This is a genomic window from Robinsoniella sp., assembly GCF_034124845.1.
Genome location: NZ_JAWYAJ010000498.1, coordinates 1 through 25,669, shown reverse-complemented (window position 1 = coordinate 25,669; position 25,669 = coordinate 1). Strand labels below are relative to the sequence as shown.

At 40.1% G+C, this 25,669-nt stretch carries 15 protein-coding genes; all 15 read right to left on the bottom strand.

Annotated elements, in window-relative coordinates:
• On the bottom strand, positions 1 to 11,214 hold an 11,214-nt coding region (locus ACH2DQ_RS24640; RefSeq protein WP_395028587.1), incomplete at its 3' end, for a hypothetical protein.
• A 241-nt stretch (positions 11,215 to 11,455) separates the two neighbouring features.
• Complete coding sequence (locus tag ACH2DQ_RS24635; protein ID WP_394910694.1) at positions 11,456 to 12,058, bottom strand: prepilin-type N-terminal cleavage/methylation domain-containing protein; 603 nt, start codon at positions 12,056 to 12,058, stop codon at positions 11,456 to 11,458.
• Positions 12,059 to 12,344: 286 nt separating this feature from the next.
• Positions 12,345 to 13,427: a type IV pilus twitching motility protein PilT gene (locus tag ACH2DQ_RS24630; protein WP_394910695.1), complete on the bottom strand. Its 1,083-nt coding sequence runs from the start codon at positions 13,425 to 13,427 to the stop codon at positions 12,345 to 12,347.
• 15 nt (positions 13,428 to 13,442) lie between these two features.
• Positions 13,443 to 15,140 carry a GspE/PulE family protein gene (locus ACH2DQ_RS24625; protein WP_394910696.1) on the bottom strand — a complete coding sequence of 566 codons (1,698 nt, stop codon included), beginning with the start codon at positions 15,138 to 15,140 and terminating at the stop codon, positions 13,443 to 13,445.
• Between the two features lie 12 nt (positions 15,141 to 15,152).
• Entirely contained in the window at positions 15,153 to 15,908 is a 756-nt protein-coding gene (locus tag ACH2DQ_RS24620; RefSeq protein ID WP_394910697.1) for a prepilin peptidase, read from the bottom strand.
• Complete coding sequence (locus ACH2DQ_RS24615) at positions 15,908 to 16,579, bottom strand: hypothetical protein (protein ID WP_394910698.1); 672 nt, start codon at positions 16,577 to 16,579, stop codon at positions 15,908 to 15,910. The genes ACH2DQ_RS24620 and ACH2DQ_RS24615 overlap by 1 nt, the downstream gene beginning before the upstream one ends.
• A 17-nt stretch (positions 16,580 to 16,596) precedes the next feature.
• Positions 16,597 to 17,286, bottom strand: coding sequence for a hypothetical protein (locus tag ACH2DQ_RS24610; RefSeq protein WP_394910699.1), 690 nt, complete (start codon positions 17,284 to 17,286; stop codon positions 16,597 to 16,599).
• Between the two features lie 111 nt (positions 17,287 to 17,397).
• The gene (locus ACH2DQ_RS24605; RefSeq protein ID WP_394910700.1) at positions 17,398 to 18,468 is read right to left on the bottom strand and encodes a hypothetical protein; all 1,071 of its coding nucleotides are present in this window, start codon (positions 18,466 to 18,468) and stop codon (positions 17,398 to 17,400) included.
• A gap of 11 nt (positions 18,469 to 18,479) precedes the next feature.
• The gene (locus tag ACH2DQ_RS24600) at positions 18,480 to 19,706 is read right to left on the bottom strand and encodes a type II secretion system F family protein (protein ID WP_395028586.1); all 1,227 of its coding nucleotides are present in this window, start codon (positions 19,704 to 19,706) and stop codon (positions 18,480 to 18,482) included.
• Between the two features lie 3 nt (positions 19,707 to 19,709).
• Entirely contained in the window at positions 19,710 to 22,619 is a 2,910-nt protein-coding gene (locus ACH2DQ_RS24595; RefSeq protein ID WP_394910702.1) for a polymer-forming cytoskeletal protein, read from the bottom strand.
• Position 22,620: 1 nt separating this feature from the next.
• The gene (locus ACH2DQ_RS24590; protein ID WP_394910703.1) at positions 22,621 to 22,923 is read right to left on the bottom strand and encodes a hypothetical protein; all 303 of its coding nucleotides are present in this window, start codon (positions 22,921 to 22,923) and stop codon (positions 22,621 to 22,623) included.
• Between the two features lie 21 nt (positions 22,924 to 22,944).
• The gene (locus ACH2DQ_RS24585; RefSeq protein ID WP_394910704.1) at positions 22,945 to 23,646 is read right to left on the bottom strand and encodes a PilW family protein; all 702 of its coding nucleotides are present in this window, start codon (positions 23,644 to 23,646) and stop codon (positions 22,945 to 22,947) included.
• A gap of 40 nt (positions 23,647 to 23,686) precedes the next feature.
• Positions 23,687 to 24,145 (bottom strand): hypothetical protein, encoded by a 459-nt coding sequence (locus ACH2DQ_RS24580; RefSeq protein ID WP_394910705.1) that lies wholly within the window; start codon positions 24,143 to 24,145, stop codon positions 23,687 to 23,689.
• Between the two features lie 18 nt (positions 24,146 to 24,163).
• Positions 24,164 to 24,799 (bottom strand): hypothetical protein, encoded by a 636-nt coding sequence (locus tag ACH2DQ_RS24575; RefSeq protein ID WP_395028585.1) that lies wholly within the window; start codon positions 24,797 to 24,799, stop codon positions 24,164 to 24,166.
• A gap of 25 nt (positions 24,800 to 24,824) precedes the next feature.
• A complete protein-coding gene (locus ACH2DQ_RS24570) occupies positions 24,825 to 25,607 on the bottom strand; it encodes a LytR/AlgR family response regulator transcription factor (protein ID WP_395028584.1) in 783 nt (260 codons plus the stop codon).
• Positions 25,608 to 25,669: the final 62 nt, after the last annotated feature.

The window sequence follows — 25,669 nt, the reverse complement described above, 5'->3', positions numbered from 1 at the left end:
CAGTCCGTTGCCGTCCGGCGTCTGTACGATACCGTTATTATAAGAATAAGTAACCTGTATCCTGCTTTCATTTCTACAGTTGCCCTGCTGTACAGTGTCACCTGTACCAAAGCTTACAATACCCTGTGTGATGCCGTTTGCCTGTTCATGGGCAACGACTGCCCCATTATTGGATGATTTACGGATTGTTCCGATCTGTCCCACCCGATTCTGGGGATATAAGGCCTCGCATATCATTCCGGCGGATACGTTGTTTGCAAATACATAGCCTTCTCTGTCTACCTGGCATCCATTTACTTCCGCCTCGGTTCTGTAATTTGGATACAAATTCAAACCTGGCTTCGTCTCGTCAATATCTTCTGACTTCCGGTTACCGGAGACAAATACTAAGATACCTGCTGATTTAGATGAATTTCTGGCCAGTGCATTTCCGGCACTCATAAATGGATCATTTCCTCCATAAATACCGTTAATCTTTCCGGCAAAATTATCATCTGTAAAAGTAACTGCTTTTTTCACTGCCTCTCTTCCGGAGGCTGTTGTTGGAACATCCCCGCTTCCGCTGAAACGTCTCGCCGTATACAGTGCAAAACCTCCTGCCCTGTCGGCGCTTATCCTTGCAGACACTCTTGTATCATAAATTTTTGCATCTGCACCTGTTTCCATCGGCAGCTGCGGACTTAAGTTCTCGAATAAAGCATTGTCGTAATCCTGATAAGGATCCGGATTCTGGGCTGTTCTGCCATTACTTACGTAGTACGCCAGCCCTGCTGCTTCATCCGCAACAATTTTACTGTCACTTCCGATATTTAGATTCTTAACCACACCGCCGCTCAAATCATAAATCAGAGCATAATGTGTATTCGGTATGGATGCCCCGGTTTCGAAATTACCGGGATTTTGTATACGGTTTACCCTGATTCTTCCAATGGTATAACCATTGCCGTCCAGAGACCCCGTCATTCGGTACATACGCTTGTTGGATGCACCAATCACAAATCCATTATATCCGTCATCACTTGTGGACAACTGAATGTTATTCATTAATTCTATATCTCTTGTGAGATATTTCAGATAGGAACTTCCGATTGCAGCATAACCCATGTTTTCACCCAGGTTCATGTTATATAAATGACGTTCATTCCGGATCTGCAGCTTGTTCTCTGTCTCTATCCGGTATGTATCCGGCTGAGGCGCTGCCCCATCTTCTGCAAGCAGTGTACTTCCCAATGCCGCTGTAGTCTGAGGATAATATTCCAAATCGTCCAGATCATCAAAATCAATGGACGGAATTTCATCCAATATACTGTCATTATGAATATCATCTATTTCCGTATTAGAAAAATGCATACTGAACATTCTGCTGGTTCTGTCATACGCCGCTAAATTCTCCGGCTTTATCCCTAATTCCTTATCGTAAATCTTGGTTGCCTCCATGGTAAAATAACCGCTGGAAGCCGGCAGATAGGAATCCATCTCTTCACAGGGAAGATTTACCCGGATTGTCATATTGGTTGTACCTGTGAGATTTACGGATACCGTAATATCATCTACAGAATCAAATTTATCCGGATTGTTTCCTGCCGTATCTTTTGCATAGAAATAATACAATTCCCCGTTAACCATAATATCCTGTTTTTTGTTCGGGACGTCATACTCATAACTGGATGCCTTAGCCAATGTGTAAACCTTAACCGGCGATTTTGGCAATATCGTATTTGTAAAAACTGTATTATTATAATTATAAGTTCCTCTGCTGTGTCCGTCATAAACGGAGAAATTCATATAGCTTGGCAATACACCGCTGCTTAATTTGAACCTGGCTACTAAGTCTACATTTTCCTGGGTAACTCGTTTAACCGGATATTTATCATTATCTCTGAATTTAATTGCTACTCCGGTATTATTTGTGTTATCTCCTGTCCAGGTTCCATCTGTATATGCAGAGTTATCATTGTTTCCTCCATCATCATATTCTATGGAAGACTGCATATAATCCACAGCTTTTGTTGGCCAATAGTTGTAATAATAGGAAACCTTCGTATTGTCAAGTGACGTAAACGACTGGTTATTCCCCGGCAATGCCTGTCCGCCGTTTGTCGTAAAACTGCCCAGGCTGACTTCGGATATGCCGCTGTCATCCGCAGAAGCACCTGCCAGATCCAGCTGTGGAAATTCATAATCCATTCCCAGTGTCAATTCATCCTCTGACCACGGATATACAAACTTAGCTGATCTTGCCTTTTGGGCTGCAAGGCTGCCTGCAGAAGCTGCCACATTTGCCGAGCCGGTTCCTGTGATCTTATTGTTAAGAGGCGCTTTTAGATTTTCCTCTCCTTTGGCGGGATATTCCATGGATACGCTGACGCTGGAATTTACCTTCGCATACTGACGCACCATATTGCTGTAATTTCGCAGTCCATATTCGCTGTCCGTTCTCTTTTCATCCAACGGTGTGGTATTATCTGCCGGATCCCCATCTTTTTTCAACTGCTGCGTTTTCTGTACAAATGTATCATAGTCTGTACTGCTTGGCAGTGAAAGTGGTTTTAAACCATAGTTGAAAGTGGAGTCGATCTGTGACGTGGAACTATTCCAAAACTTCAATTCGTTGTCACTGAGATAATAACTGTTTTCAATACGTTCTGACTTAATTACTTCATCGGTATATCCTTCCAGGAATCCAATCAGGGTTCCCCGGTCATTAGTACCTATTATTTCTCCTGTATTATAGCTGTTTGTTATTTTTATGGTCTTGCTGCGGTCCTGGGCCATTACGCCTACCAGCCCGCCTACTTTTGTTCCGGATACACCTAAGTCATCCAATCCGGTATCCGTCTGTTTTGCAGATATTGTTGCACTGTTATAGGATACATCCACCGGACCGACTGCATAACCTGCAATGCCGCCAATGTAGCTGGCTCCTCTGACAATCTGCGCACTGTTGAATACACTTTGGATATAGACGCCTGCCTCCGGCTTTTGAACAATTCCGTTTCCGGAACGTTCTCCAAGTTCACCGGCTATACCGCCGATATGAGTTGCCTGTGTATATTCTGTCAATGTGGAATTTCCCGGAACATGTCCTACATCATGAATGTAGAGTACCCTGTTTTCACCAATCACATCGCCCGTGTTGTATGTATTTGTAATCCGGTATCCGCTTCCGCTGATACCGCCTGCACGCTGCACCGCTGAGATCTGTCCGGTATTAACTGTATAATTGATAATACCGTAAGCTCCTGTGATACCGCCTACATAGCTTTTTCCACTGACTGCATTAGACTGGTTGCCGCCAAGGGTATACTTTCCGGCGAACTTCGCATCTTCTTGTAAATCTTTAAATTCTTCGGTTATTAACGGATCATTTTTGCTCATAGTAACAATAACACTATTGTCACCCCGACCCACGATTCCACCGATATAACTTCCATCTACATTACTCTTATCAAGCTGTGCAGATTCATAAACCGGTAAGGTTGTGGATGAAGTATCCGCTTTTAAATCTTCTGCGCTGTATGCCTTTCCGGTGACAGCTTTCAGATTCTGGGCAAGGGTTACTTCCACGCTTGTTCCTGCATATCCGATAATACCGCCTACATTTGTTCTTCCGGTTACGCTGTTATAATTACGGGTATCCAGTACCTGTGTTCCATCATAGGCATAGCCGATGATACCTCCCACATTCCGGCTTCCCCTCTGAATAAAGTTTCCGCTTCCCTTTGCAGCTTTCGTCGTAAGAGAAATGTCTTCTCCATCCATTCTGGTAACCTGTTTCACAAGTGCATTCTTTGCAAATCCTACTACTCCGCCTACATTTTCCGGAGAAACAACTTCTCCTTTCAGCGAATAAACTCTTTCTATTCTGCCGCCTTCCATATATCCGACTGCACCGCCTGCATTCTGGCTGGTCAGGTTATACTGGTCTCCCGTACTAAAGTCAACCAATCCCTGAGCAGTAGTCTGTGCGGCGCCCTTATCTATGGAACTTGCCCTTACCTGGGCATTGTTGGCAACCATGTGAAGACCGGTCATGCTACCGCCAATGGGGATTGCATACGGATCTTTACGTACTGCTTCATCATTGAATGCCGGTGCAAATGTACTGTGATCGCCTTTATCCGTAGTATTCAGATTAGACGGTCCGGGATTTATGTCAAAGGTATAGGTAATATCAGCAAAAACTGAATTCCCCACCAAACCTCCGGCATTGCTGTTTTTCGCACGAATACCGCAGATTGCACTGCCGTTTTTCTCGGCACCTGTGTTAAAGGTGTTCTCAACGCGGATATTTCCCGGATTGCCAGTAATGTATCCTGCAATTCCTCCGGCATTATTGTTGCCTGCCGTTATATTGTCCTCTGCCGACGCTTTTACTGTTGCAGCTTTCGGGGCATTGGTATAACGGTTTTTATAAGGTGTATCCGGCGTATCCGGACCTGTTGTAATCGTCTGATAGGTTATATAGCTGACTTTTTTGGCTTTTTTCAGATCCTTAACGGTATTTGTACCAATCGTTGTATCTTCTGCCTTCACAGTCTGATTTAATTTCACATCAATACCGCTTAAGTCTGCTACATCTTTGTCAGCGGTGTCTTTTTTATCACTGACGATATCTCCGATTCCCTTATCATATAATTGTCCGGCAATTCCTCCGGCATTATTTCTTCCTGCGGTGATCTGGCCCATATTATAGGTATCCAGCAACTGCACGCTTCCTCTTCCGTTACCGATGATTCCTCCGGCATTGTCCCTTCCGGCACGTATATTTGCCAGGTTGGTGTAGACATATGCACGGTTATTTATGATCTGATCCGATATTAATTTGGAATAGGAAATGCTCATTGCATCTGCTCTTCCCACCAGACCTCCGGCATTGTCCTGACCGGCACTGATCACTCCCTGAGTACCGCTGTTCTGGACCTGTTCATAGGTTCCTGTCATACCGCTGTTAAATACATCCTGTAAAATACAGATGTTGGCATCGCCAATGATTCCTCCGGCGTTGTCATAATCTGCGGATACCCGATTCGTATTGGTAAAAAGGAAATTGTCAGGATTGTTTGCATTCATAGCATCGGTCAATACTTTTTTGGAATATTTCAGATCCAGCTTAACGGCTTTTCCTGCTACTCCTCCGGCATTGTACTGCGCACTGATGTTTCCTCTGTTAAACAGATCGGTAATATCTGCATCTGTGTTGTTTCCCTGATAGTCTTTCACAGAAGCGGAAATCTCAAACTTTTCACTTGCATAACCGAAGATTCCTCCGGCATTTGCAGTATTTGCCCTGATATTTCCCGTATTCGTACTCATACCTTTCGCAATCATGTTTACTACACGGTTGTCCTTATTGCTGTATTTTCCGTCACCGCCTATTCCGAAGATTCCTCCGGCATTCAGGCTTCCCGCCGTAATATTTCCTGCATTATAGACATCAGAGATGTTAAAACTGTTTTGTTCCAGTCCGGAACCTGTCTTTATAGTGTCTACGGAAGCGTATGACATATTATTAAATCTGTCATCTGCTCTGTCCCTGCCGTCCGCATTGCCGACAATTCCTCCGGCATTACTGCGGCTTGCTGTTACCGTAGAGTTATTTGTGTAAATTCCTTTGCTGATTGCTGTATCTACACTGACTTCATTGTTAATATCAGTATCGATCAGCCTGCCTACCATACCGCCTGCATTGCTTCTGGCGTTAACCGTCAGCGGTGCAGCTCCTGCCGCTGTTGAAATACCGCTGTAGACATCTTTTAAAATTGCTCTGTCTGCATCTGCTGAACCAACACCGACTACTTTACCTGCTATTCCTCCGGCATTGTCTCCGCCTGCGGTGACATTAGCCTGATTGGTCATGAAGTAATCATTCAGGACGCTGTCCGGTTTGCCTATGCCTCCAATGACAATGCTCTTGCGATGTTCAATCGTTCCTTTTCCGCTTAAAAATCCTGCTACACCACCGGCATTATTTCCGGCAGCTGCATTTACGGTTCCCCGGTTGAATACATCTCTGATTGTCACATGGCCTTCCGCACTTCCGACAATTCCTCCTGCATTACTCTGATTCGCGATGATATTTCCCTGGTTGGTACTTACTTTTTTCTCCAGGGTTTTAGAAGCCGTAGCTTCCCTGCTCTCGATCTGGATTTCTCCGATCACCTGTCCGGCAATTCCTCCGGCGTTGCTATTGTATAACGATTTTACTGTACCGGTATTGTAAGTATCCGTTATCGATACTGCATTTGCTGCTCTTCCCACAATACCTCCGGCATTACTGTTTCTTGCCGTAATATTTCCCTGGTTGGTATACATGCCATGTTCTAACATGCTTATTGCAATTGCAGCGTCTACACTGATGGCAATATTCTGCATATCACCCTTTAGATCACCGGCAATACCTCCGGCATTATCTCTATTGGAAGTCTGAACAGTACCATTGTTAAATACATTGTTAATATTCGTATCTACACCTGCGCCAACCACGCCTCCTGCGTTATCTATTGACGCTGTGATGTTACCCTGATTGGTAAATATCCTGCCGGCAAAAACTTTTTCGGCTACATCCGCATCATGACGGATGTTTCCTTCGGTAATACTTCCGGCAAGTCCTCCTGCACTGTAGGTATAAGCAGTTACATTTCCACGGTTGAACATATTTAAAATATCTGTGTGTTCACTGTGCCCTGCAACTCCTCCGGCATTTTCGGTATTCGCCCATACATTTCCGGCGTTATTATAGATCGGCACTGCTCCTGCTTCTGCCCGGGATATCAATCGCTTTGCAATATCTCCGTCATTGAATATAACCATTGGCAATGCTGAAGCTGCGGTATCCCGGTTCATATTACCCACGATACCTCCGGCATTCCCATAAGTACGTGTACTTACCGATCCCCGGTTAAATACATTCTTTACATCTGCGTGGGAATCTCCAATAATTCCTCCGGCATTATTTGCCGCCTGTACCGAGCCGCTGTTCGTATAAAAAATACCTTTACCTGCTTCCGCCGGTATCACAACATTATCTAAGATATTCTGGCTGTATGCCAGAATAAATTTATCCGGCAGTGCGTTGGTACCCCTTGGCTGTCTCTCCTGGATCAGCCCTGCAATTCCTCCGGCATCTTCACCAGTTGCTGTAATATTTCCACGGTTAAATGCATTATGAATAACTGCATTTCCATCTGAAATATTTCCTGCGATTCCTCCGGCATTTCTGTATGCATTTACAGATCCTTCATTGGTAGCCATGGAGTTGGCATGATTCATTCTTGCTTCTATTAATTTTTCATCATATGTAATCGTAACTGCTGAACTGATGTAACCCGCGATTCCTCCGGCATTTGCCTGTGATGCGGTTACCGCTCCGGCATTAAATACATTTCTGATTACTCCTGTGGTATTGAGTTTTCCCGCAATACCTCCGGCATTGTTGCCGACTGTACCGGTTGTGCTAACCGGCATTGTATTTGTGTAATACCCCAGAACAGGGTCTATTTCATCTGTTGTAGGATCTACCGAAATACTCGGAAGACTTTTTAAGACTAGAATCTCTACCTCGGTATCTGTTGATTCGGTGGCTCCCGGGAACAAGTCTGCATCTGCTTCGGAAGTGACACTGCCTGCGATTCCTCCGGCATAACTGCCGACAGCTTCAATCTTAGGTTTCGTCACCGTATTATAACGGTTTTCCACATTTTGAATCTCAACTTTTCCGGCTGCCACACCTGTGATTCCTCCGGCATAACTGTCCCCGGCACTAACCGTTCCTTCATTATAGACCGGTTTTTCCTGCGCCTGGGTAGTTCCTTTTACATTAAGCTTTACATCTTTTGTCAAAGCACCGGCGATTCCTCCGGCATAACTGCCCTTGGTTGTTACATTCGCACTGTTGCTGACCTGAATAATGGTATTATCCGTCAGGTTTCCAATATTATAAGGCAATGAAAGGTTGGATATCTCCACCTGATCATCTGCCAATCCAATAATTCCTCCGGCATACGATACCGCGGAAATACCGGGTTTCATAACAGGCACACCTCCGATTTTAATATCTTCAATGATTTTTCCTGTCTCCGTTTTCAGATTTACAGCTCCGCTTAATTTAAACTCTTTGCCTGCAGCAGCGGTAATACCTCCTGCATACCCTTTTATTCCGGCTCCACCCGTCAATGTTGAACCAACGGCAGCCACATCGGCCTTATTTGCCACGTTCTGCAGAGATACCTGATAACCCTGTATCTGTCCGGCAATTCCTCCTGCATAACTATCTGTTGCCAGAACCGGACCGGCATTTGCCGTATTTTCTATTGTTACATTATAATTCGGTTTTAAGGTTATAGGTCCTTCTACAGAACCTGTAATTCCTCCGGCATTTATTTCAGCCTGAATAATCCCATAATTGGAATATTCACTTTGGTAAGTCTTCACCGCAGTTGTCCCGGCACTCGTCACATATTCATAATCCCGAATAACATATTGCTCGCTGTTTGAACCGGCTGCTTTATCCAGTCCTGAAAAAGTACTTCCTTCTTCCAGACTTCCGGCAATTCCTCCGGCATTAAACTGCTCCGCTGTAACGTCTCCAGTATTAACTGCTTTCGTTATAACTGTTTTTTTATCTGCTACACCGGCAATTCCTCCGGCATTATTCTCTGCCTTTACAGATATACCATTTAAATCGTTTCGGCTGGCATTTCCAAGAGCAGGTTTCTGGGTTTGATTGTTTTCGTCAATCTTACCATCATACAGACTGATAAAACGATTACCGTTTGCGGTATCTACCAATACACCTGATTTTCCATCCCCTGTAACAGCCGGATCTCCAATCGTCAACATACCGGTGATTCCTCCGGCATAGTTGCCTACTGCCTTTATCGTATTTCCGCTAAATTTTGGATCTGCTGCTTCATATTGGTAAGGCTTTAATACTATTACATTTCCGCCGCTGTCTTTCAGCCGCTCTTCACTTTTCACACCGCTTGCTGATTCTACCATCTTCGTGTGATAATTATTTTTTTCATTTTTCAGGAGTGTAATATTCTTACCAAATCCCTGAAACTCACCGGCAACACTGCCTACATAATCTTTTCCGTAAGCCGTGATTCCTTCAATGGTAAAATTCTTAACGGTTCCCTGTTTTCCAATAATTTCAAACAGGCCTACGCGATTGTTTTTTGCTATATTTTCAGGTTCTGTACCTGTATACGTATTGCTTATTTTTAAGTTTGATAATTTATAGTTTTGATAAACCGGAATCTTTTCCTTTTTTGCCACACCATGGGAATCCGTAACTTCATATTCAAGATCCGTTCCGTCCGCCCTTTTCTGGTATTGAATTTTCCCGGCAGTATCTTTTTTAACTGTTGACGTAAATGACCCTTCAAAACCATTTGTTCTGTTTGCTTCCACTGCATTTCGATTATTCGCCGAAAGCGGCTGTAAAATCCGCAGTTTCGAAACATCTGTTGTAGTCAGGTCATTTCCCGATGCATTTGACACCACCAGCCGGTGATATACTTTGTTACCACCTCCGGGCTGTATAACCTCTTCTCTTCCAAGCTTCTGTAGACTCCAGTCAATGTCATCATTGAGCATAAAGTTCTGAAAATTACCCGCTTTATTTTGCGCATAAGCAGGATCTGTAGTATCTGTTTTATCATTCAGTATGTACCGAAGATTACTCAGGTGTCTCGCATATCCTAAACCGTACCACATATTAGATAAATCCGTTTTTCCCCTGTTTACTAGATAGGCCATTGCTTCTTCTAAAACCGTTCCGCCACGCACACCTGTGATATAGATGTTTTCTGCGGGATTGACAGTCTTTGCTTCCGTATAGGCATTTTCTTCTCCAGATGAAACACTCATAGATCCGGTAAACCCTTCACCCTTATACTTTCCTTCTACTATGACTTTAAAGTTTTCATTCCATGGTATTGAGGGATATCTTTTATTGACCGATAATTTATCATCACTGTCATCTGTTATACTGTCAAGAACAAGCCGGTATACTCCATATTGTTTCTTACCTGCATTATCTGCAGGTACATAGTATGACAACCGGTGCTTGAAGGTACTGGCCTCATCAGAGCCGTCATAGCTCTTCATCGTTCCATTACCCTGAAGTTCTTCTGTATAAAAAGGAACCATCAAATTGGTTTTCAGGGAATTATTCACACCTTTATTTTTATCATAAGAATAGAGATCATAAACCGGCATTGGACCACGAACATCTCCGGATGCTTCTGTTATCACAGTACTTCCGGGTGTTATATAACCATCTCCGCTGTTATACGCAGTAATATCTTTTATCTTATAATAGACCTTGGATGTATCCACAGCATTTACAATGGATATATCATACGTCATTTTCGTGAATTTCTTCCTCTTTTCATCCGTTACACCGCCCGTATCATTTACCGGTCCGATTTCTCCCCACTCAATGGTAAGCATATCATCATTATTAACTTTTACATATGCATTCTCCAAAAGCCCTAAATTTTCCGGTTCTCCAATCCCCTGAGCGCCATAGTAGCCCTGTCTCTTATCCTCCAGGGCACCCCGGTCCCTCAGAAGTACATTTTCTTTACTATACAGCACACTTTTACTTAAACCTGTTTCGTTATAAGAAAAACTGTCTGTTCGCTCGGAATAAAATGCACAACGAACCGTTTTATTGTTTAGATTAACTTCTACCAGAATACTGTAATCGAGAATACTCTTATCACTGATATAAGGTTCTAACAGACGGTAAAGCAAAGCAGATTCATTGGAGTCATCTTTGCTCAATACCATATAAACTAAATTCTTTGAATCGATCAGTTCTTGTTTTTTTGCGGCCTCATCTGCACTGCCTTCAGCAATTCCAGGAAACGTAACACCGGGATAATCAACTCCATCCACAGTTCCTCCCTTAATTGCCTCTTCGGGAACATCATAGAATTCCGTTCCCCTGTTTGCATCCGAAAACTCGTCATCAAACTTTCCCTGAACTTTCAGATCTGTCAGCGAAGACTGCATCGCCATATAAATTACCTGAGCAGTATCATCTGCCCTCGCCATGTATGCCTGATTAGCAATTCTTACTGCATTAAATGCAACAATTCCAATCAATATACTAAGCACACCTAAAACTACAGCTAATTCAGTAATTGTAAAGCCTTTTTTATTTTTAACCCTTTTTTTGTACCTGTGCATAAATGGCATCATATACAGTCACCTCCTTTCAAAGCAGTCAGCGCTGCATTTTTAGATGCTGATAATTTCTGTCACATGCCATTTTGTTACACTTGAGTTGCTGGCTTTAAATGAATGCTCCGCCCTCCCCGTTGTACAGGGAGAAAGGGGAAGATTTTCGGAACATTCATTTAAAGCCAGCAAGTGACTTCTGGAGTGTTGCACCAGAAGTCTCCTGCTGTTAGATGTATTAATGTGAATTTAGTTACTCTATTTACGGAGTAGGAGGTGTTACTACTGCTCTCGCACAAAGACCTGTTCCAGGAGTAAAAGTTCCATCTTTTAAAGTTGCAGTATCAAAGCTTACACCCGTAGCTGTAGCACCGCCTGGAGCAAAACCAGCAACAGCTTTAATTTTTGTACCATTTGTATATACGATACCCATTGCAGCACCTTCTTTACTTATATATACATAAAGATGATCATCGCCACTTACTACATTTGCATTTAAATATGCATTACCTGAATTATTCATAAATTCATCTGTAGTTGCTGCAGCTGGTGTACCTGTTGTGTATACACCTCTCATTGCAGTATTTGTTACTTCCACAACAAAAGCCCCATCACCGCCAGGAACTAATGCTGCTGTTGGTGTTACAGCATGACCATTTGCTACCTGACGTGTTCCAAATGCTTGTGCTGCTGTTAATACTGTTTTTGCTTTAGCTGCATCAGATGTCTCCTGACCATCTTTAATGATTCTTGCCATATTCGGTGCGATCAAAGCAATCAAGATACCGATAATTGCTAATACTACGATCATTTCAACCAACGTGAAGCCCTTTTTGTTTTTCAATTTTTCTCTTAATTTTTGCATATTAATATTTCCTCCGTTTTTTTGCTATTTTTTATTTTTTTGTACCTGCAATTACTTGTTTTTCCTTTCCTCCCTCCGTTATGACTACTTCAGATACATCTTTTGCTTCAGTAAAATTATTACTGTCAGCTACATATATAAAATAGCAAAAAAAACCATTTTTTTATCATTTCTGTATTCAAATGCGCTTTAATCGTTATATATTTGTTTCTCATGTATTAAAAAGCTGTTTTTTCGACATAAAAAAAATAAAATATCACTTCGCATGGCAAAATCGGACATTTTTCTACTTATTAACCAAGTATTTATTCACCATTTGCTTGTCAACGCACCTTTCAATACCTGCATCATAAGTAATAATATTTGCTTGTATCAGTTTAGCGATATGGTAATCCAATGACTGCATCCCTACTTTCTGTCCTGTTTGAAGCACCGATGCAATCTGATGACATTTATTTTCCCTTATCATATTAGAAACCGCATCATTACACAACAAAATTTCAAAGGCTGCCACCCTGCCTGTCCCATCCGCTTTCGGGATCAAAGTCTGAGTAATGACACCACATAAAACCTGTGCTAAAAGTATCCGTATTTCGTCCTGCTGGTTTGCCGGATATTGGTCAATGATTCGGCTAAGCGTACTTGCTGCACCTGTTGTATGCAAAGTAGACAACACATAATGTCCAGTTTCTGCGGCGGTTATGGCTGAGGATGTGGTCTCAAGATCCCTCATTTCCCCTACCTGAATGACATCAGGATCTTCTCGCAGAGCGCTCTTCAGTGCACTGGCAAAAGAATCCACATCTTTTCCTACCTCTCTTTGATTGACCATAGATCTCTTATGCTCGTGTTTATACTCTATCGGATCCTCAAATGTTAAAATATGGCATTGCTTATTCATATTAATATAATTAATCATAGACGCCAGTGTAGTCGATTTACCGCTCCCTGTGGGGCCCGTAACCAATAGCAGCCCTCTGGGGAACATTGCCAGCTTTTTAAACAACTCCGGCAGATGCAATTCATCTATCGTAGGTATCGAATCATTTAATAAACGTATTGCAATACCCGGACTACCATACTGTGTGTAAATATTGACACGGTTTCTGTTTCCATCTGCTGAAACATAACAAAAATCCACATCCTGCCCAAATACATATCTTTTTTTTACCTGAACCAGCATAGAATCAGCCAAAGCACGTATCTGATTTTCATTCAGAATACCCACTTCTTTCATTTTCTCCAAACTACCATGAATTCTCATAATAGGCGGAAGTCCTTTTGTAAAATGCAGGTCAGATACCTTCCACTCCCTGCAGGTCTCCAAAAGAATATCTATTATCTGCCTTTTTTCAATTTCGTTACCCATTGATTCCAACCCCTTTTAGTCTAATGATGTTTTTATTTTTTTCATTTCCTGAGTCGTTGTAACGCCCTGGTTTACCAACTCCTGCATATGTAACCCCAGATCCAGAAATCCCTTTTCCTCCTTCAGGTATTCTTTTATGGCATTACTCTCTGCCTTTTGTACAACAAACCGCTTTACCTTATTATCTATTTCTATAATCTCATAGACTGCCATTCTGCCAAGATATCCTGTATTATTGCACATTGGACAACCTCTTCCATGGTGCAGTTTTGCGGGCTTCTCTCCTTCCCATTCCTCCAACTCCTCTGGTTCCGGAGAATACTCTTCTTTACAGTATTTGCATATTTTTTTTACCAGTCGCTGTGCCACTACACAGACAATTGAGGATGCAACCATATATGGCTCCACCCCCATATCTATTAAACGCATAAACGCCGATGCCGCATCATTTGTATGCATGGTGGCAATAACCAGATGACCGGTTATCGCCGCCCGCGCTCCGATCTCGGCAGTCTCCGCATCCCTGATTTCACCGATCATTACAATATCCGGGTCCTGCCTTAGAATAGACCGCAGTCCGGCAGCAAATGTAAGACCACTTTTTATATTTACCTGAACCTGATTAATATTTTGTATAATTTTTTCCACAGGGTCTTCTACTGTAATCACATTGATATTAGGTCTTGCCAGCATTTTCAAAGCTGCATATACAGTTGTGGTCTTTCCACTTCCGGTTGGTCCTGTAATCAGCACGATCCCATTTGGCGCACTCAGCCCTTTTTCAAACTTTTTTTGATTCATCCCCATATGGAGATCTTCTATTCCAAGAATATCCTCAGGATTACTGGTTCCCAGAATTCGAATAACAATCTTCTCTCCAAATATGGTCGGGAGGGTAGAAATTCTCATGTTTACTTTTTCTCCATCTAAAAGTACATTCATTCTACCATCCTGGGGTAGTCTTTTTTCTGCAATATCTAATCCCCCAAGTACCTTAAAACGGCTCAGCAGGTGCCCAAACGCGGTTTTGGCAAAAGACATTGTTTCGATTAGTTCGCCATCTATTCTAAGTCTGACAATTACGTGATTTTCTACAGGTTCAATATGGATATCACTTGCTTTTCTCTGATATCCCTGTTCCAGAATAACTCCCACGGCTTTCACTATAGAGTCGTTCTGAAGACTTTCATCATCAAAAGTAAAAATCTCTTCCTGCTCTTCTTCTCCTTTTCCAAACTCGTCCTCAATCTGTGCCATTATATTATTAACACTCTGCTGTATGTAATTTTGCCTGATGGCTTCTTCAATATCATTCTTTGTTGCCAGCAGTACCGAAACCTGTTTACCACATAACTGGCTGAGTTTTTCAAATAATACCTGTTTAAAAGGATTATCAGTAGCAACATGCAGCATATATTCTGTTTCATGTACCGGGATAATCACATTCTTTTTAGCATCTTCTTCTGAGATATACCTGAGAATAACAGGAGATATTTTCTGTGCAGCAAGATTGACCAGAGGAAGATTATATTTAACGCCCATAGCACGTATATAATCAAACTCAGATATAATATTCTTTTCTAATAAAATGGTACTCAATACCTTCTTCGGATAAGCTTTTTTTGCCTCAGCAGCCTTCAGCAATCCCTCTTCATTCAGAAGTCCCATTTTAACCAGAATCATTTCCAAACTTTGATTTTGTTCTTTTTCCATAGTTACCTCTCTTTAATATAATCCCAGATACCAGTCGAATATCATATTTCCCCAGATCGAGGCTATTACCAAGCCAAAAGAAAGAAAAGGACCAAACGGCATCTTCAATTTTCTTTTTTTCTTATGAATGATTATCATGATCCCATAAATTCCTGCGATAATGACGGCTGCCATCATGGCAACAATATTCGCCTTCCACCCAAGCAGAAAACCGGAAACAGCCATTAGCTGGATATCTCCTCCCCCAAACCCTCCGCATAGCAAAGTGATCAGAATCATTGGCACACTGATACAAAAAATTCCAATTACCTTATCCCAAATGCCATTTGTTCCATTTATAAATACGGAAGCTACACCTAATCCAATTATAATAAATTCAAACCTGTATGGAATCTCCATCGTATCCCAGTCGATCATACAAATCACAATCAAGACAGAAAAGAAAATACAGTATAGAACTGTATTCAGACTCTTTCCCCAAATATAAGCAGCCCCTCCCCACAGTACCCCATTTAAAAGTTCAATTACCGGATAGCGAAGGGAAATATGCTTTTTACAAAATCTGCATTTTCCGCCTAAAATACAATAGCTGATTACCGGAACCAAATCATACCATTTAAGCGTCTTTTTACAATAAGTACACATTGATCTTCCATGATTTCCATTAACCGAAATATCTCTGGGAATTCTGTAGATACAAACATTTAAAAAACTGCCCACGATAATTCCTGCTATAGCTGCATATGCAATGATATAATTCAAATCCATTACTGTTTTTCCTCCTCAATCGGCGGTGGCGTCATCCCGTACATGTTTACCTGCAATGTAACTTCTCTGACTGTTTCTCCCTGAGGCTCAAATTCAACAGATGGAATCTGCAGACAGTAACGCTCTTTGTTCTTTTCTCCCAATCCTTCAGGTGGTATATTATTAATTGCATTAATTACCTGGAGACACTGGGAATCGTTTACATCCAGTGAAATAGATATTTGTGATACAAGAAACAGATTTATTAATTCCCCTTCCATATCCGCCTGCATCTTTGTATAGTCCTTGGTATTCTTTGGCTGTACAATACTGCTTTCATAGGTAACTGCATCTACTTCTGTATAAGGAGATATATTAATCGAATTCAGCTTTAATCCCAGGCTGGTAACTATCTCTTCAATTTTTTCATTTGCTTTAAAGCTTTTATAATTCTGCTCAAAAGTCATCTTACTGTCTTTTTTGATCTTTTCATAATTTGGTTCGATTGTAACATCTTCAATTACGCTGCGTATTCCATCTTCCTGAACCTTTAAAGTCTCAAGATCTTCTTTATTTAATTTCATTTTGTCATAGACGGACTGTACGCCCAATGTTATAATCAAAGCGCTGAACATAATCGTAAACAGCAGCATGATAAGCTTTTTTTGACTCTCTGTAATAGAAAAACTCAATGTTTAACCCCCTTTCTTTATTGTACTGTCTCTGATTGAGCCTGGGTTTCCGCTACTGCAGGTTCAGATTCGCCTGCTGCCTCCGCATCCACTTGCCAAAGTGTTATTTTCAAATCGTAGAGATATTCCATGTCCCCAAAAACACCAGTCTGATTTCTAAACCCTGTGTATTGCACATCCGAGAACATCGGTGTTCCGTCCTTTTTTTTCAATTCACTTAAATGCTGGGCAAACAGCTTAGGTTTCTTTTCGTCATCTGTAGAACAATTTAGTGACAATGTATTACCTTCATAATTATATGTAGTGATTGTACTGCTGCCTCCAATAGCCTTATCCATTTCTGTAGTAAAAAAATCCACCCATTTACTTGAGAACCGGGCACTATCTTCTAACTGCTTCAGATATTGAGAGGATGCATTATTATAATCTTCTATTTTTTTTGTCTTTGCTTTTATTTCCAGTTTTTCATTGTACTTTTTTGTGTTATTTTCATCCTGGATATACTCTTTAGACGCCGCAATATCACGTTCTACCATCAGGTTTTGATTCCATGCCATAGCATATACGATCAAAACACTTCCCAGCATTAATGCACAAACGAGAAATACTGCATTACTGGAACGGCGTGCTTTAAACTTATCCGGATTTTCATGCTCATGCAAACTGACATAGAAATTAATGTCTTTATCTCTTCTATTTATTTTCATAATTTATAACCTATGCATATAGCAAAGCATCTGCTATACTGCCACAAATAAATTGAGTTGGAAAAACAACAGCGTGGCTTCCTTCCAATTTCATATTTTTCTTCCAACCTGTTAACTCTTTAAAAGGCAGCCTATTGCTCCTGCGTATTTTGGATAATCTGTATCATATATACCTTTCACCCCTTTGGGGACAGGAAGATGCGTAGTAGGAATTTCTACCATAGCTGTAGTAAGCTCGCACATTTTAGATAGCATAGAAAACTCACCATATAGATAGATACTCTCTACAGGCTGATCCGGTAATACACTTTTTTGGAATGCCAGAAACTGTTTTATTTCCTTCATATAAAGGATCATCATATTCTTTTCCTCTTCCATTTCTGATTCATATTCCGTTTCATTTCCAAGATCCAGACTCCCTGCCTCCAGTATGATTGTTTTTGTAAAAATATCTCCATCTATACCGTTTGTCATAATTTTAATTTTTTCATAATATAGCCCAACCCATAGCTTTACTTTTCCTTCAATGCGAACATTTTGAAATTCTTCTGTTTCCACTTCAGATTCCAGATCTTCATTAAAACTGTCAACCAGTTCTGTATTCTTTTTTTTCGGTTTCTTTAATTTTTTCTTTTTTTTCGGATCCGAAAATTCTTTTATTATTCCAATGTCTTTTTTATCTAATTGCTTTATAATAGATTCATTTAATGTATCTATACTTTTTAGATTTAACCGGCTCTCTTCACAAAGTCCCTGATAGTCCTTAAGAAATACTTTTGGGATAGCATAGAGGATACATTTCATATACTTCTTACTATTTTTTCTGAATATATCCTTTACAATATAATCTAAAATGTGGTCTTCATCTGCAATCAGCTCTCCCATCTCCCGCTGCATAAGCTGAAGCACGATCTCTCTCTTTTCATAAGGCACTTCTACTTCTTTTCGCTTTAATGCAGTGCCATCTACTACAAAGCAAATTTGCCTTTCTTTTATAAGATTATGATCCAGCAAAGCCCCTCTGATCTCTTCAGCCAAACCTTTGATATTTTTAATATATCCGTTTCTGAGAGATCCCCATGGTGTTTTTATGCTAAATGCATTCAGTATGCGGACTCCCCTTCCACTAAGGACGCCGGATACAATATGTATGTTACTGCCTGTCATTTCAATACCAATCATGATCTGCCTCCTTAACTTGCCTTTGCTTTTTCGGTAACCGGAGATGCAAGAGAGAATGAAGGAACGATTACAGCTGCAATAACAACCAGTAACAATACACCAATGATAACCAGAATTACCGGTTCAATCACCGTGACCATTCTTGCAATTGCTTCTTCTGCTTCACTCATATAGAACACGGATATTTCCTGTAGGATGTGTTCCAGATTACCGGCCTCTTCACCGACAAACATCAGCGATGTAAACATTGGTTCAAATATTTGTTCTTTTTCCAGAGCGGCGGAAAGCATTTTCCCTGATTCCACTGCCTTAATGACCGCTTTAAAACGGTCTTCATAATATTTATTATTTAATATGGAAGATGCGATTTCCAAGGAATCCAGCATGGAAACACCGCTTCCGTAAAGAACAGCCATGGTACTGCTGAAATTGGCTATTGCTACTTTTTCTGTTGCTACTCTGACTATTGGGAGCTGCGTTTTTAGTTGGTCTATATAGTAAGCAAATTGATAATTTGTCATTAAGATCACAAAAAGCAGCCATACTGCAACAACTACGATAACGATATACAGCCATTTGTTAATAAAGAAATCACTTATGGCTATGACCGCCTGCGTAACAGCCGGCAGTGTAACATCCAACTGATCAAATACTACAAAAAACTTCGGTAAAATAAAAGTAAACAAGCCTACAACAATAACTACCAGTAAGACCAATAGAATTTTGGGATATAACAAACCTGTTTTTATTTTATTTTTTAACCGATGCTGTGATTCGAAATAAACTCCGCATTTATCAATAACAATATCCAGATTACCGCTGGCTTCGCCGGCTCTGACCATGTTTACCAGCATTGGAGGAAACACATCTCCTTCTGCCCTCATACATTCATTTAAGGACATACCTTTTTGTATATTCTGGTATATATTTCCGTAAATTTTATATAACTGCCTCTGTCCAGTCTGTTTTGCCTGAACCGAAAGAATGTCAAAAGCTTTAACCAGGGGAATGCCGGCTGATAACATAGAGCCAAACTGCCTGCAGAACAAGGTAACTGTTTTTAAAGACAATTTTTTAGCTTTTGTCTGCTTTTCCTGTTTATCCAATTGCAATATCTTAATGGGCTGCAAACCATTTTTTTCTATATTGTCATATACATCCGCATAATTGGACGCTTCCACATACTTCTTGACTACTTTTCCTTCCATGTCTCTTGCGGTATAACGAAATTTTGCCATGTACTATTTCCCCTTTCTTTCAGGATTTTTAAAAAAGATATCTCCTTGTACCATTGCGCCTTGTGTAATCCGTACATCAGATGAATAAATATTTCCCAAAACCAGCGCATCATTTTTAATAATTACTTTGCCTCTTGCTTCTATCTCACCAAATACAGTTCCTTCCACAATAATGGAATCGCAGCTTACCTTTCCCATGATGGCCGCACCGGACAAACAAAGAACCTTCCCCTGTGCAGTGACATCCTTTTTTACAACAGCCAGGGGATTCAGCGTCACGTTATCACCACTTACAGAACCGGTAATTAAACCATTGATAAAAGTCTCTTTTTCCTGACTTTTATAAACATTGCTTTCTTCCATAACAGCTTCTTGGCTGACAATCTCCATTTTGGGCTTTTTCTTAAATAAATCTTTTATTTTTTGAATCAGCCTGGACAGCAGGCTCTGCCTCTTTTCTTCTGTCAACACTTTTACCGCATGACTGGAAGTATCCGATTTTACTAATTGAGCAGTTTTCTGTTTTTGATCTTCTTTTGTAAATTTTTCTTTTGTTATTCTTTCTTTCTTAATCCTTTCTTCCGGTACTTTATTTTCTGCAGTTTTTTTTATTTTCTCTTCCTTTGTTACTTTTCCGGCTATTTTCTTTTTTTCCGGAACAATTACAGAAACGGGGTCGGCTTTCTTTTTATGTATTACATTCTGCCTGTCTGATACAAGATCTTCCTGAAAATAAGCGGCAATCCCCTCTTCCAGACTTTTTCCTGCTGCGACAGGTTCTGAGGATTCTGTCTTCTTTTTCTCTTCTGCCGAATCCTTATCCTCTTCTATTTGTTCCAAGTTTTCAATGTTGTGTTTTTCAATATTAGGTAAATCAGAGTGACCAGCCTGCGTGTCTTCCATTAACGAATTCAGAATATCCTCAATGTTATTTGTATTACCAGAAGATTTTCCTTTTAGCTGTTCTTCATGCTCACTGGCACCTATTTCCGAAGCAGTTTCCATTAGATGCATTTTTTCAGCATCTAAACCAGAACCGGATATCCCTGATAAAGAATTCAATATATCTTCCATGACTCCCAACTGATCCGTTGTTTCATCATCAAAAGATTCGCTGTTCACCAGGTTGTCACTGTCCGGCTCTTCCTTATCACCCGATTCACCTGCTCTCTCTTCTATATCCACCTTTAGCATTTCATCTGCATAATCTCCTGAAATCATTTTGGTTTCATCACTATATTCATCTATTTCCACTTGTTTTTCCTGCATATTTTCGGGAGCGTGATTTTCTGTTACATCATTATTGTTCTCAGTTCCTTCTTTAGCTTCTTCACTTTCGTTACTTTCCTCAGATATTTCTTCCATATCTAAATTACTTTGTGTCATAGCTGATTTCGTTTCATGATCATTGGAAGATTCCTCTTCCCCATTAGTCGTCAGGTTCGGCTTCCCATCTGCTCCAGAATCCGGCACGATTATCTGCTTTAAACCATTATCTACAGAAGTAGGTGCCGGGCTGCCTTCTGTTTCATCATTAGATTGCAGCAGTGTTTTCAGACTCTCCTCCGATTCACTGTTACTATCTAAATCTTCAGATATATCCTGCGTGCCTTCTCCGGCAAGACCACTCAGGTTTATTTCAATCTGCTCCTCTTCATTTTCACCATACTCCTGAAGGATTACCGTCTCCCCTGGTTTATTCCCTGCTTTTTCTTTCCCCTGCTCTTCAATTTTACCAACCCCAGCGGCCTCCGACGGAGGTATATTATTAACCGCTTTGACCGAAGATATAAAAACTCTGTTACGATATTCCTCTGTATCCTCTGTACTGGTCTCTGGCGATTCTTCCGTTTCATTTATCTGGTCATTAGATAACAAATTGCTCAATAAATCTGATAAATTGCTGTCATGAACTTCTCCTGGTTCTTCTGTATTACTGACGTCAGACTCTCCTTGGAATCGGGTATCTGTAATCTCACTGCTTTCATCCCTATCTTCTTCATTCTCATTCATTTCTGTAGTTTCTAAATCCAGACCTGGTATATAAACAGCGCCATTATCTTCCTGATTCTCCTCGTTATGCAGATCTGCCTCTAATTTTCCCTCTGATAACAGACGGCTCAACAGATCACTCATACTCTGAGTTTCCTCATCCATCTGTCCCACTAATTTCTCCTGTTCTTCTTGCTCCATATGATCTGATTCCTCATCGCCAACTATGCTTTTAGATTTTGAAGAATCCTGGTGGGTGAAAACTCTGTTTTTTAATTCTGAATCCTGGCTTTCTTCCATGCTAATTTCCTGCAGTTGTTTAAGCAAATCCTGATCCAGACTGTCTTTCACAGAATTTATATCTGGTATAATATCATTTTCATGATCGTCAATAACAATATTCTGTTCTTCTGACTCTGCTGTGTTTACTGCCTCCTGAAATAAATCTTCACCAAATATTTCTCTGATGGTATCTGCATCCGATCTCTTATCACTCTGTCCCACAATCGGATCCTGCTCTGTTTTATTTTCAATTTCTATAATATCCGGTGAAAAAACCTGGCTTCGGTATTCATCCTGCAGATCATATTCTTTCATTCTGCTGAAATCCAAGGGGTTAGAGCCTGACGGACCATCCTGTTCAATTATATTTTTTATAACGATTTCATCTTCTACTACTTTTTTGGGGATATGCTCGGTTATTTTTTCTTCCAGTTCATTCATATCTTTTACATATATTTTATCCGGCATAGAAGGATCTTTGTCCGGATGTTCCAGATAAAATGCTTTTATTTCAGCTCTTAACTGTTCTATCTCCTGTGCGATATCCTGTTGTTCAATGTCCAGCACTTCTTCCTGTTCTAATTCATCTCTGGACTTAAAGATTTTTTTTGCAGAAGTAAATATCTTATTTTTATTCATCTTACTTTTCCCCATTCTTATTTGTATTCCTTTCTTCTATTCTATCCTCCTGCATCCGCATGTCTGAGGCTAATTGCTGTATGCGCTCATCCATGATGTTTATCTGACGCTTTAAGGTATAATATTGTCCTGCGATATAAGTAAACTGAACGCTCACATACAGTAACAGTACAAATATTAATACGATTCCTATCCCTATGATTCCACTTTTTCTATGTGTTTTCCTTTTTATATCCAACTGCTGTTTTTCTTCTAATTCGCGCAGCCTGTTAATCTTAGCTTCAATATCATTCTGATCAGACATGGGATGTCTCCTTTCTTTTATCTAATTCCTGTTTAACCCTTCTACGGACACCTCCGATGATGCAACTGCCATTTTTCCAATTCCGGTCAGCTTTATCATATATATGCCTTTTTTCCCGGCATCCCCTGCCACAACACCCTTATCTCTGATCTGTAGTTTCAAATTTAACCCTCTGTAATATTTGCTGCCAAAAGACAGCCCATAAATGGATTCTCCTTCATAATTATCGGCTGCTATTTTTTTACTTACCAAATAAATTTTTTTATATCCCAGATCAATACCATTGCCATAAAACTCGGCACCTGAAGTTAACTGCCCCGTAACACCCGCCCCAGGCAAAGTAACTGCATTTTTTGTTCCACTCATGTTATCAAAAATTAACTTGTTATCGTTCTTAGGATCCAGATAGACCTCTGTTCCCTCTGTAAACCAGCTGGCATCCGCGCCCATCACAATTTTCCCGGAAACCTTTGTCTCTCCTTCTGATAAGCGGTAGAATACTCTTACATCTTCGCCATACATTACATAATTAGTAATATCATCCATAATCGTTGTGACAGCTTCCTGATTATTTCCTGCAACGGTTTCTGTAAGATAAATTTTACTGCCGGAGGATAAAATCAAAGTGACTCCTAAGAAAAAAATTGACATTACAGCCATAGTTACAATAAACTCCACTATAGTAAAACCATGCTTATCCAAGAATTTTTGTTTTATCTTCATCACCTTCTCTATCGTAAATTTATGTACCTGTATTTCCTCATTAATTATCATCAATTGTATAAATATATGCATTTCCACCGGATATGGAAGCTTCTAATTTTACAGGTTCTGCATATCGGTAAAACACTTTATCCCTAAGCATAATTACAGTAGGAATACTTCCGCTATTCACAAACGATACATCAATTTCACCTGTTCCTAAAGGTGTGTTGTCTGCAAGAATAATGTCTTCTTTATTAATATTATTCATAACCATAACCACATTAAAAGCCGGTGAACTTTTTGTAAAAGTTGCGGAGTAATCTTTTTCAACTGTTTTGCTGAATATTCTTTCCCATTCACTGGAAATCACAGCGGATTTACGAAATAACGTAGATGCACTGATAACACTCAGGCTGAAAAATGTAATCGTTAATGTCAGAACAGCAAATGCACATAAAGTCTCAATTAAAATGGAACCTTTATTATTAAAGATTTTCTTGTAAATTTTATTGAACATTTTATCCCTCCATTCAAATTACGCAGTATATATTTTTCCACTATATTTATTCAGCTGCCATTTCATGTTTATAAAAGGTTCTAATGGCAGTGGATCCACATCTGATCCGTCCGGATTTTTATTCGTATTAGCAGAACAGTAGTAATCAGCTGTTATGCGATATTCCATATCCGTCAGCTTTATCCGATATTCTACTTTTAACCGGTCTCCAATTCTAATGTAATTTTTAGCATCATCCGGAAGCGCCTGACCTGCACCCTGGGGTTCATAAGCAACAGACATATCTATGTAAACTTTCCCAAGCTCATTCTGTATAAATGAATTTGTTATATACTTTTTATCTCCGCCTGCATTTTCCCCCAGGTCAAACTGAAACTTATATGATTTTGCATATTGAGATAACTTTCCCGGATCAGTAACAATAATATTTTTTACCATCTGAGCAATCTGCTGGTTCAGCTTACCATCTTCAATCGTTTTTGTGGCATCCTCAACCAATGCCGTGGCATATAAATATAGTTGATCCTGTTTTTGGCGCACAAATGTACTCTGATATCTGTAGCTGGCAACCAAAAGAAGGCTGCCTGCAAAAACCATTAACAACAGCATTAATGCCAATGCCATTGGAACCGTATATCCTTTCTTGTTTAGCATGCTCCTCCTACCTTCCATTTTCACATTACAGCAATATTGTTTTTTCCTGCTGTATCATCTTCTCCACAAGATCTTGTTTGTAATTTCTGGCAACAGGCAGTTTCTCCCCGGTCACCAGATAAAGTTCCCCCTTATCTACGCAGTCCACATAGTTTAAATTCACAATATATCCTCTGTGAATTCTGACAAAATTCTCATTATTAATGCTCTGCTCCACATTTTTTAAGCTTTCATAAAAAGAATACTCCTGATTGTCCTGGCAATAAATCTGTGTTACCCTATGCTCTACTTTCACATAAACAATTCGATTCATATTAATCCGGTTCATCTTTCCATTTTGTGTAAAACACAGGGAATTATTTTTTTTGTCCAAAATTAATCGAAAACATTTTATAATGACTTCTTCAAATTTTCCATGAGTGACTTCCTTTTCTATAAAATAGTAAAAAGGATTCACCTGAAAGGAATCCAATATATTTTCAATCTCCATGCCTAAGAAAATAATTTCAGCCTCACATTCATTTTTTCGAAAAGCCCTGGCTATATTAATCCCTCTTAAATACCTGTATTCCCATCCGATCAGTATGAGATCAAGTGTTTTTGCCCTGTCCTCTTCACAAAATAACGCTTCTTTTCCACTCTCATACAAAGCAAATGTCACATTATACCCATTTTTTCCGGCAATATAAGCGAGCAGATTTTTATATGTTTTCATTAGGTTCTCATTCTCGTTGCAAATTAAAATGTTGATATTCTGCTCCCGCTTCTGGTCATACTGCGTTTGTATCTTTTTTTCTTTATCTTTCATAGCCTCATTTCTTCCCAATTTCTTTAAGACATTATTTTAACAAAGAATGAAGGTTTTATTGG

Excerpts from the sequence above, each read along its gene's own strand:
- ACH2DQ_RS24635 (WP_394910694.1), bottom strand. The coding sequence starts at position 12,058 with ATGCAAAAATTAAGAGAAAAATTGAAAAACAAAAAGGGCTTCACGTTG.
- ACH2DQ_RS24630 (WP_394910695.1), bottom strand. The coding sequence starts at position 13,427 with ATGGGTAACGAAATTGAAAAAAGGCAGATAATAGATATTCTTTTGGAG.
- ACH2DQ_RS24625 (WP_394910696.1), bottom strand. The coding sequence starts at position 15,140 with ATGGAAAAAGAACAAAATCAAAGTTTGGAAATGATTCTGGTTAAAATG.
- ACH2DQ_RS24620 (WP_394910697.1), bottom strand. The coding sequence starts at position 15,908 with ATGGATTTGAATTATATCATTGCATATGCAGCTATAGCAGGAATTATC.
- ACH2DQ_RS24610 (WP_394910699.1), bottom strand. The coding sequence starts at position 17,286 with ATGAAAATAAATAGAAGAGATAAAGACATTAATTTCTATGTCAGTTTG.
- ACH2DQ_RS24605 (WP_394910700.1), bottom strand. The coding sequence starts at position 18,468 with ATGATTGGTATTGAAATGACAGGCAGTAACATACATATTGTATCCGGC.
- ACH2DQ_RS24600 (WP_395028586.1), bottom strand. The coding sequence starts at position 19,706 with ATGGCAAAATTTCGTTATACCGCAAGAGACATGGAAGGAAAAGTAGTC.
- ACH2DQ_RS24595 (WP_394910702.1), bottom strand. The coding sequence starts at position 22,619 with ATGAATAAAAATAAGATATTTACTTCTGCAAAAAAAATCTTTAAGTCC.
- ACH2DQ_RS24590 (WP_394910703.1), bottom strand. The coding sequence starts at position 22,923 with ATGTCTGATCAGAATGATATTGAAGCTAAGATTAACAGGCTGCGCGAA.
- ACH2DQ_RS24585 (WP_394910704.1), bottom strand. The coding sequence starts at position 23,646 with ATGAAGATAAAACAAAAATTCTTGGATAAGCATGGTTTTACTATAGTG.
- ACH2DQ_RS24580 (WP_394910705.1), bottom strand. The coding sequence starts at position 24,145 with ATGTTCAATAAAATTTACAAGAAAATCTTTAATAATAAAGGTTCCATT.
- ACH2DQ_RS24575 (WP_395028585.1), bottom strand. The coding sequence starts at position 24,799 with ATGCTAAACAAGAAAGGATATACGGTTCCAATGGCATTGGCATTAATG.
- ACH2DQ_RS24570 (WP_395028584.1), bottom strand. The coding sequence starts at position 25,607 with ATGAAAGATAAAGAAAAAAAGATACAAACGCAGTATGACCAGAAGCGG.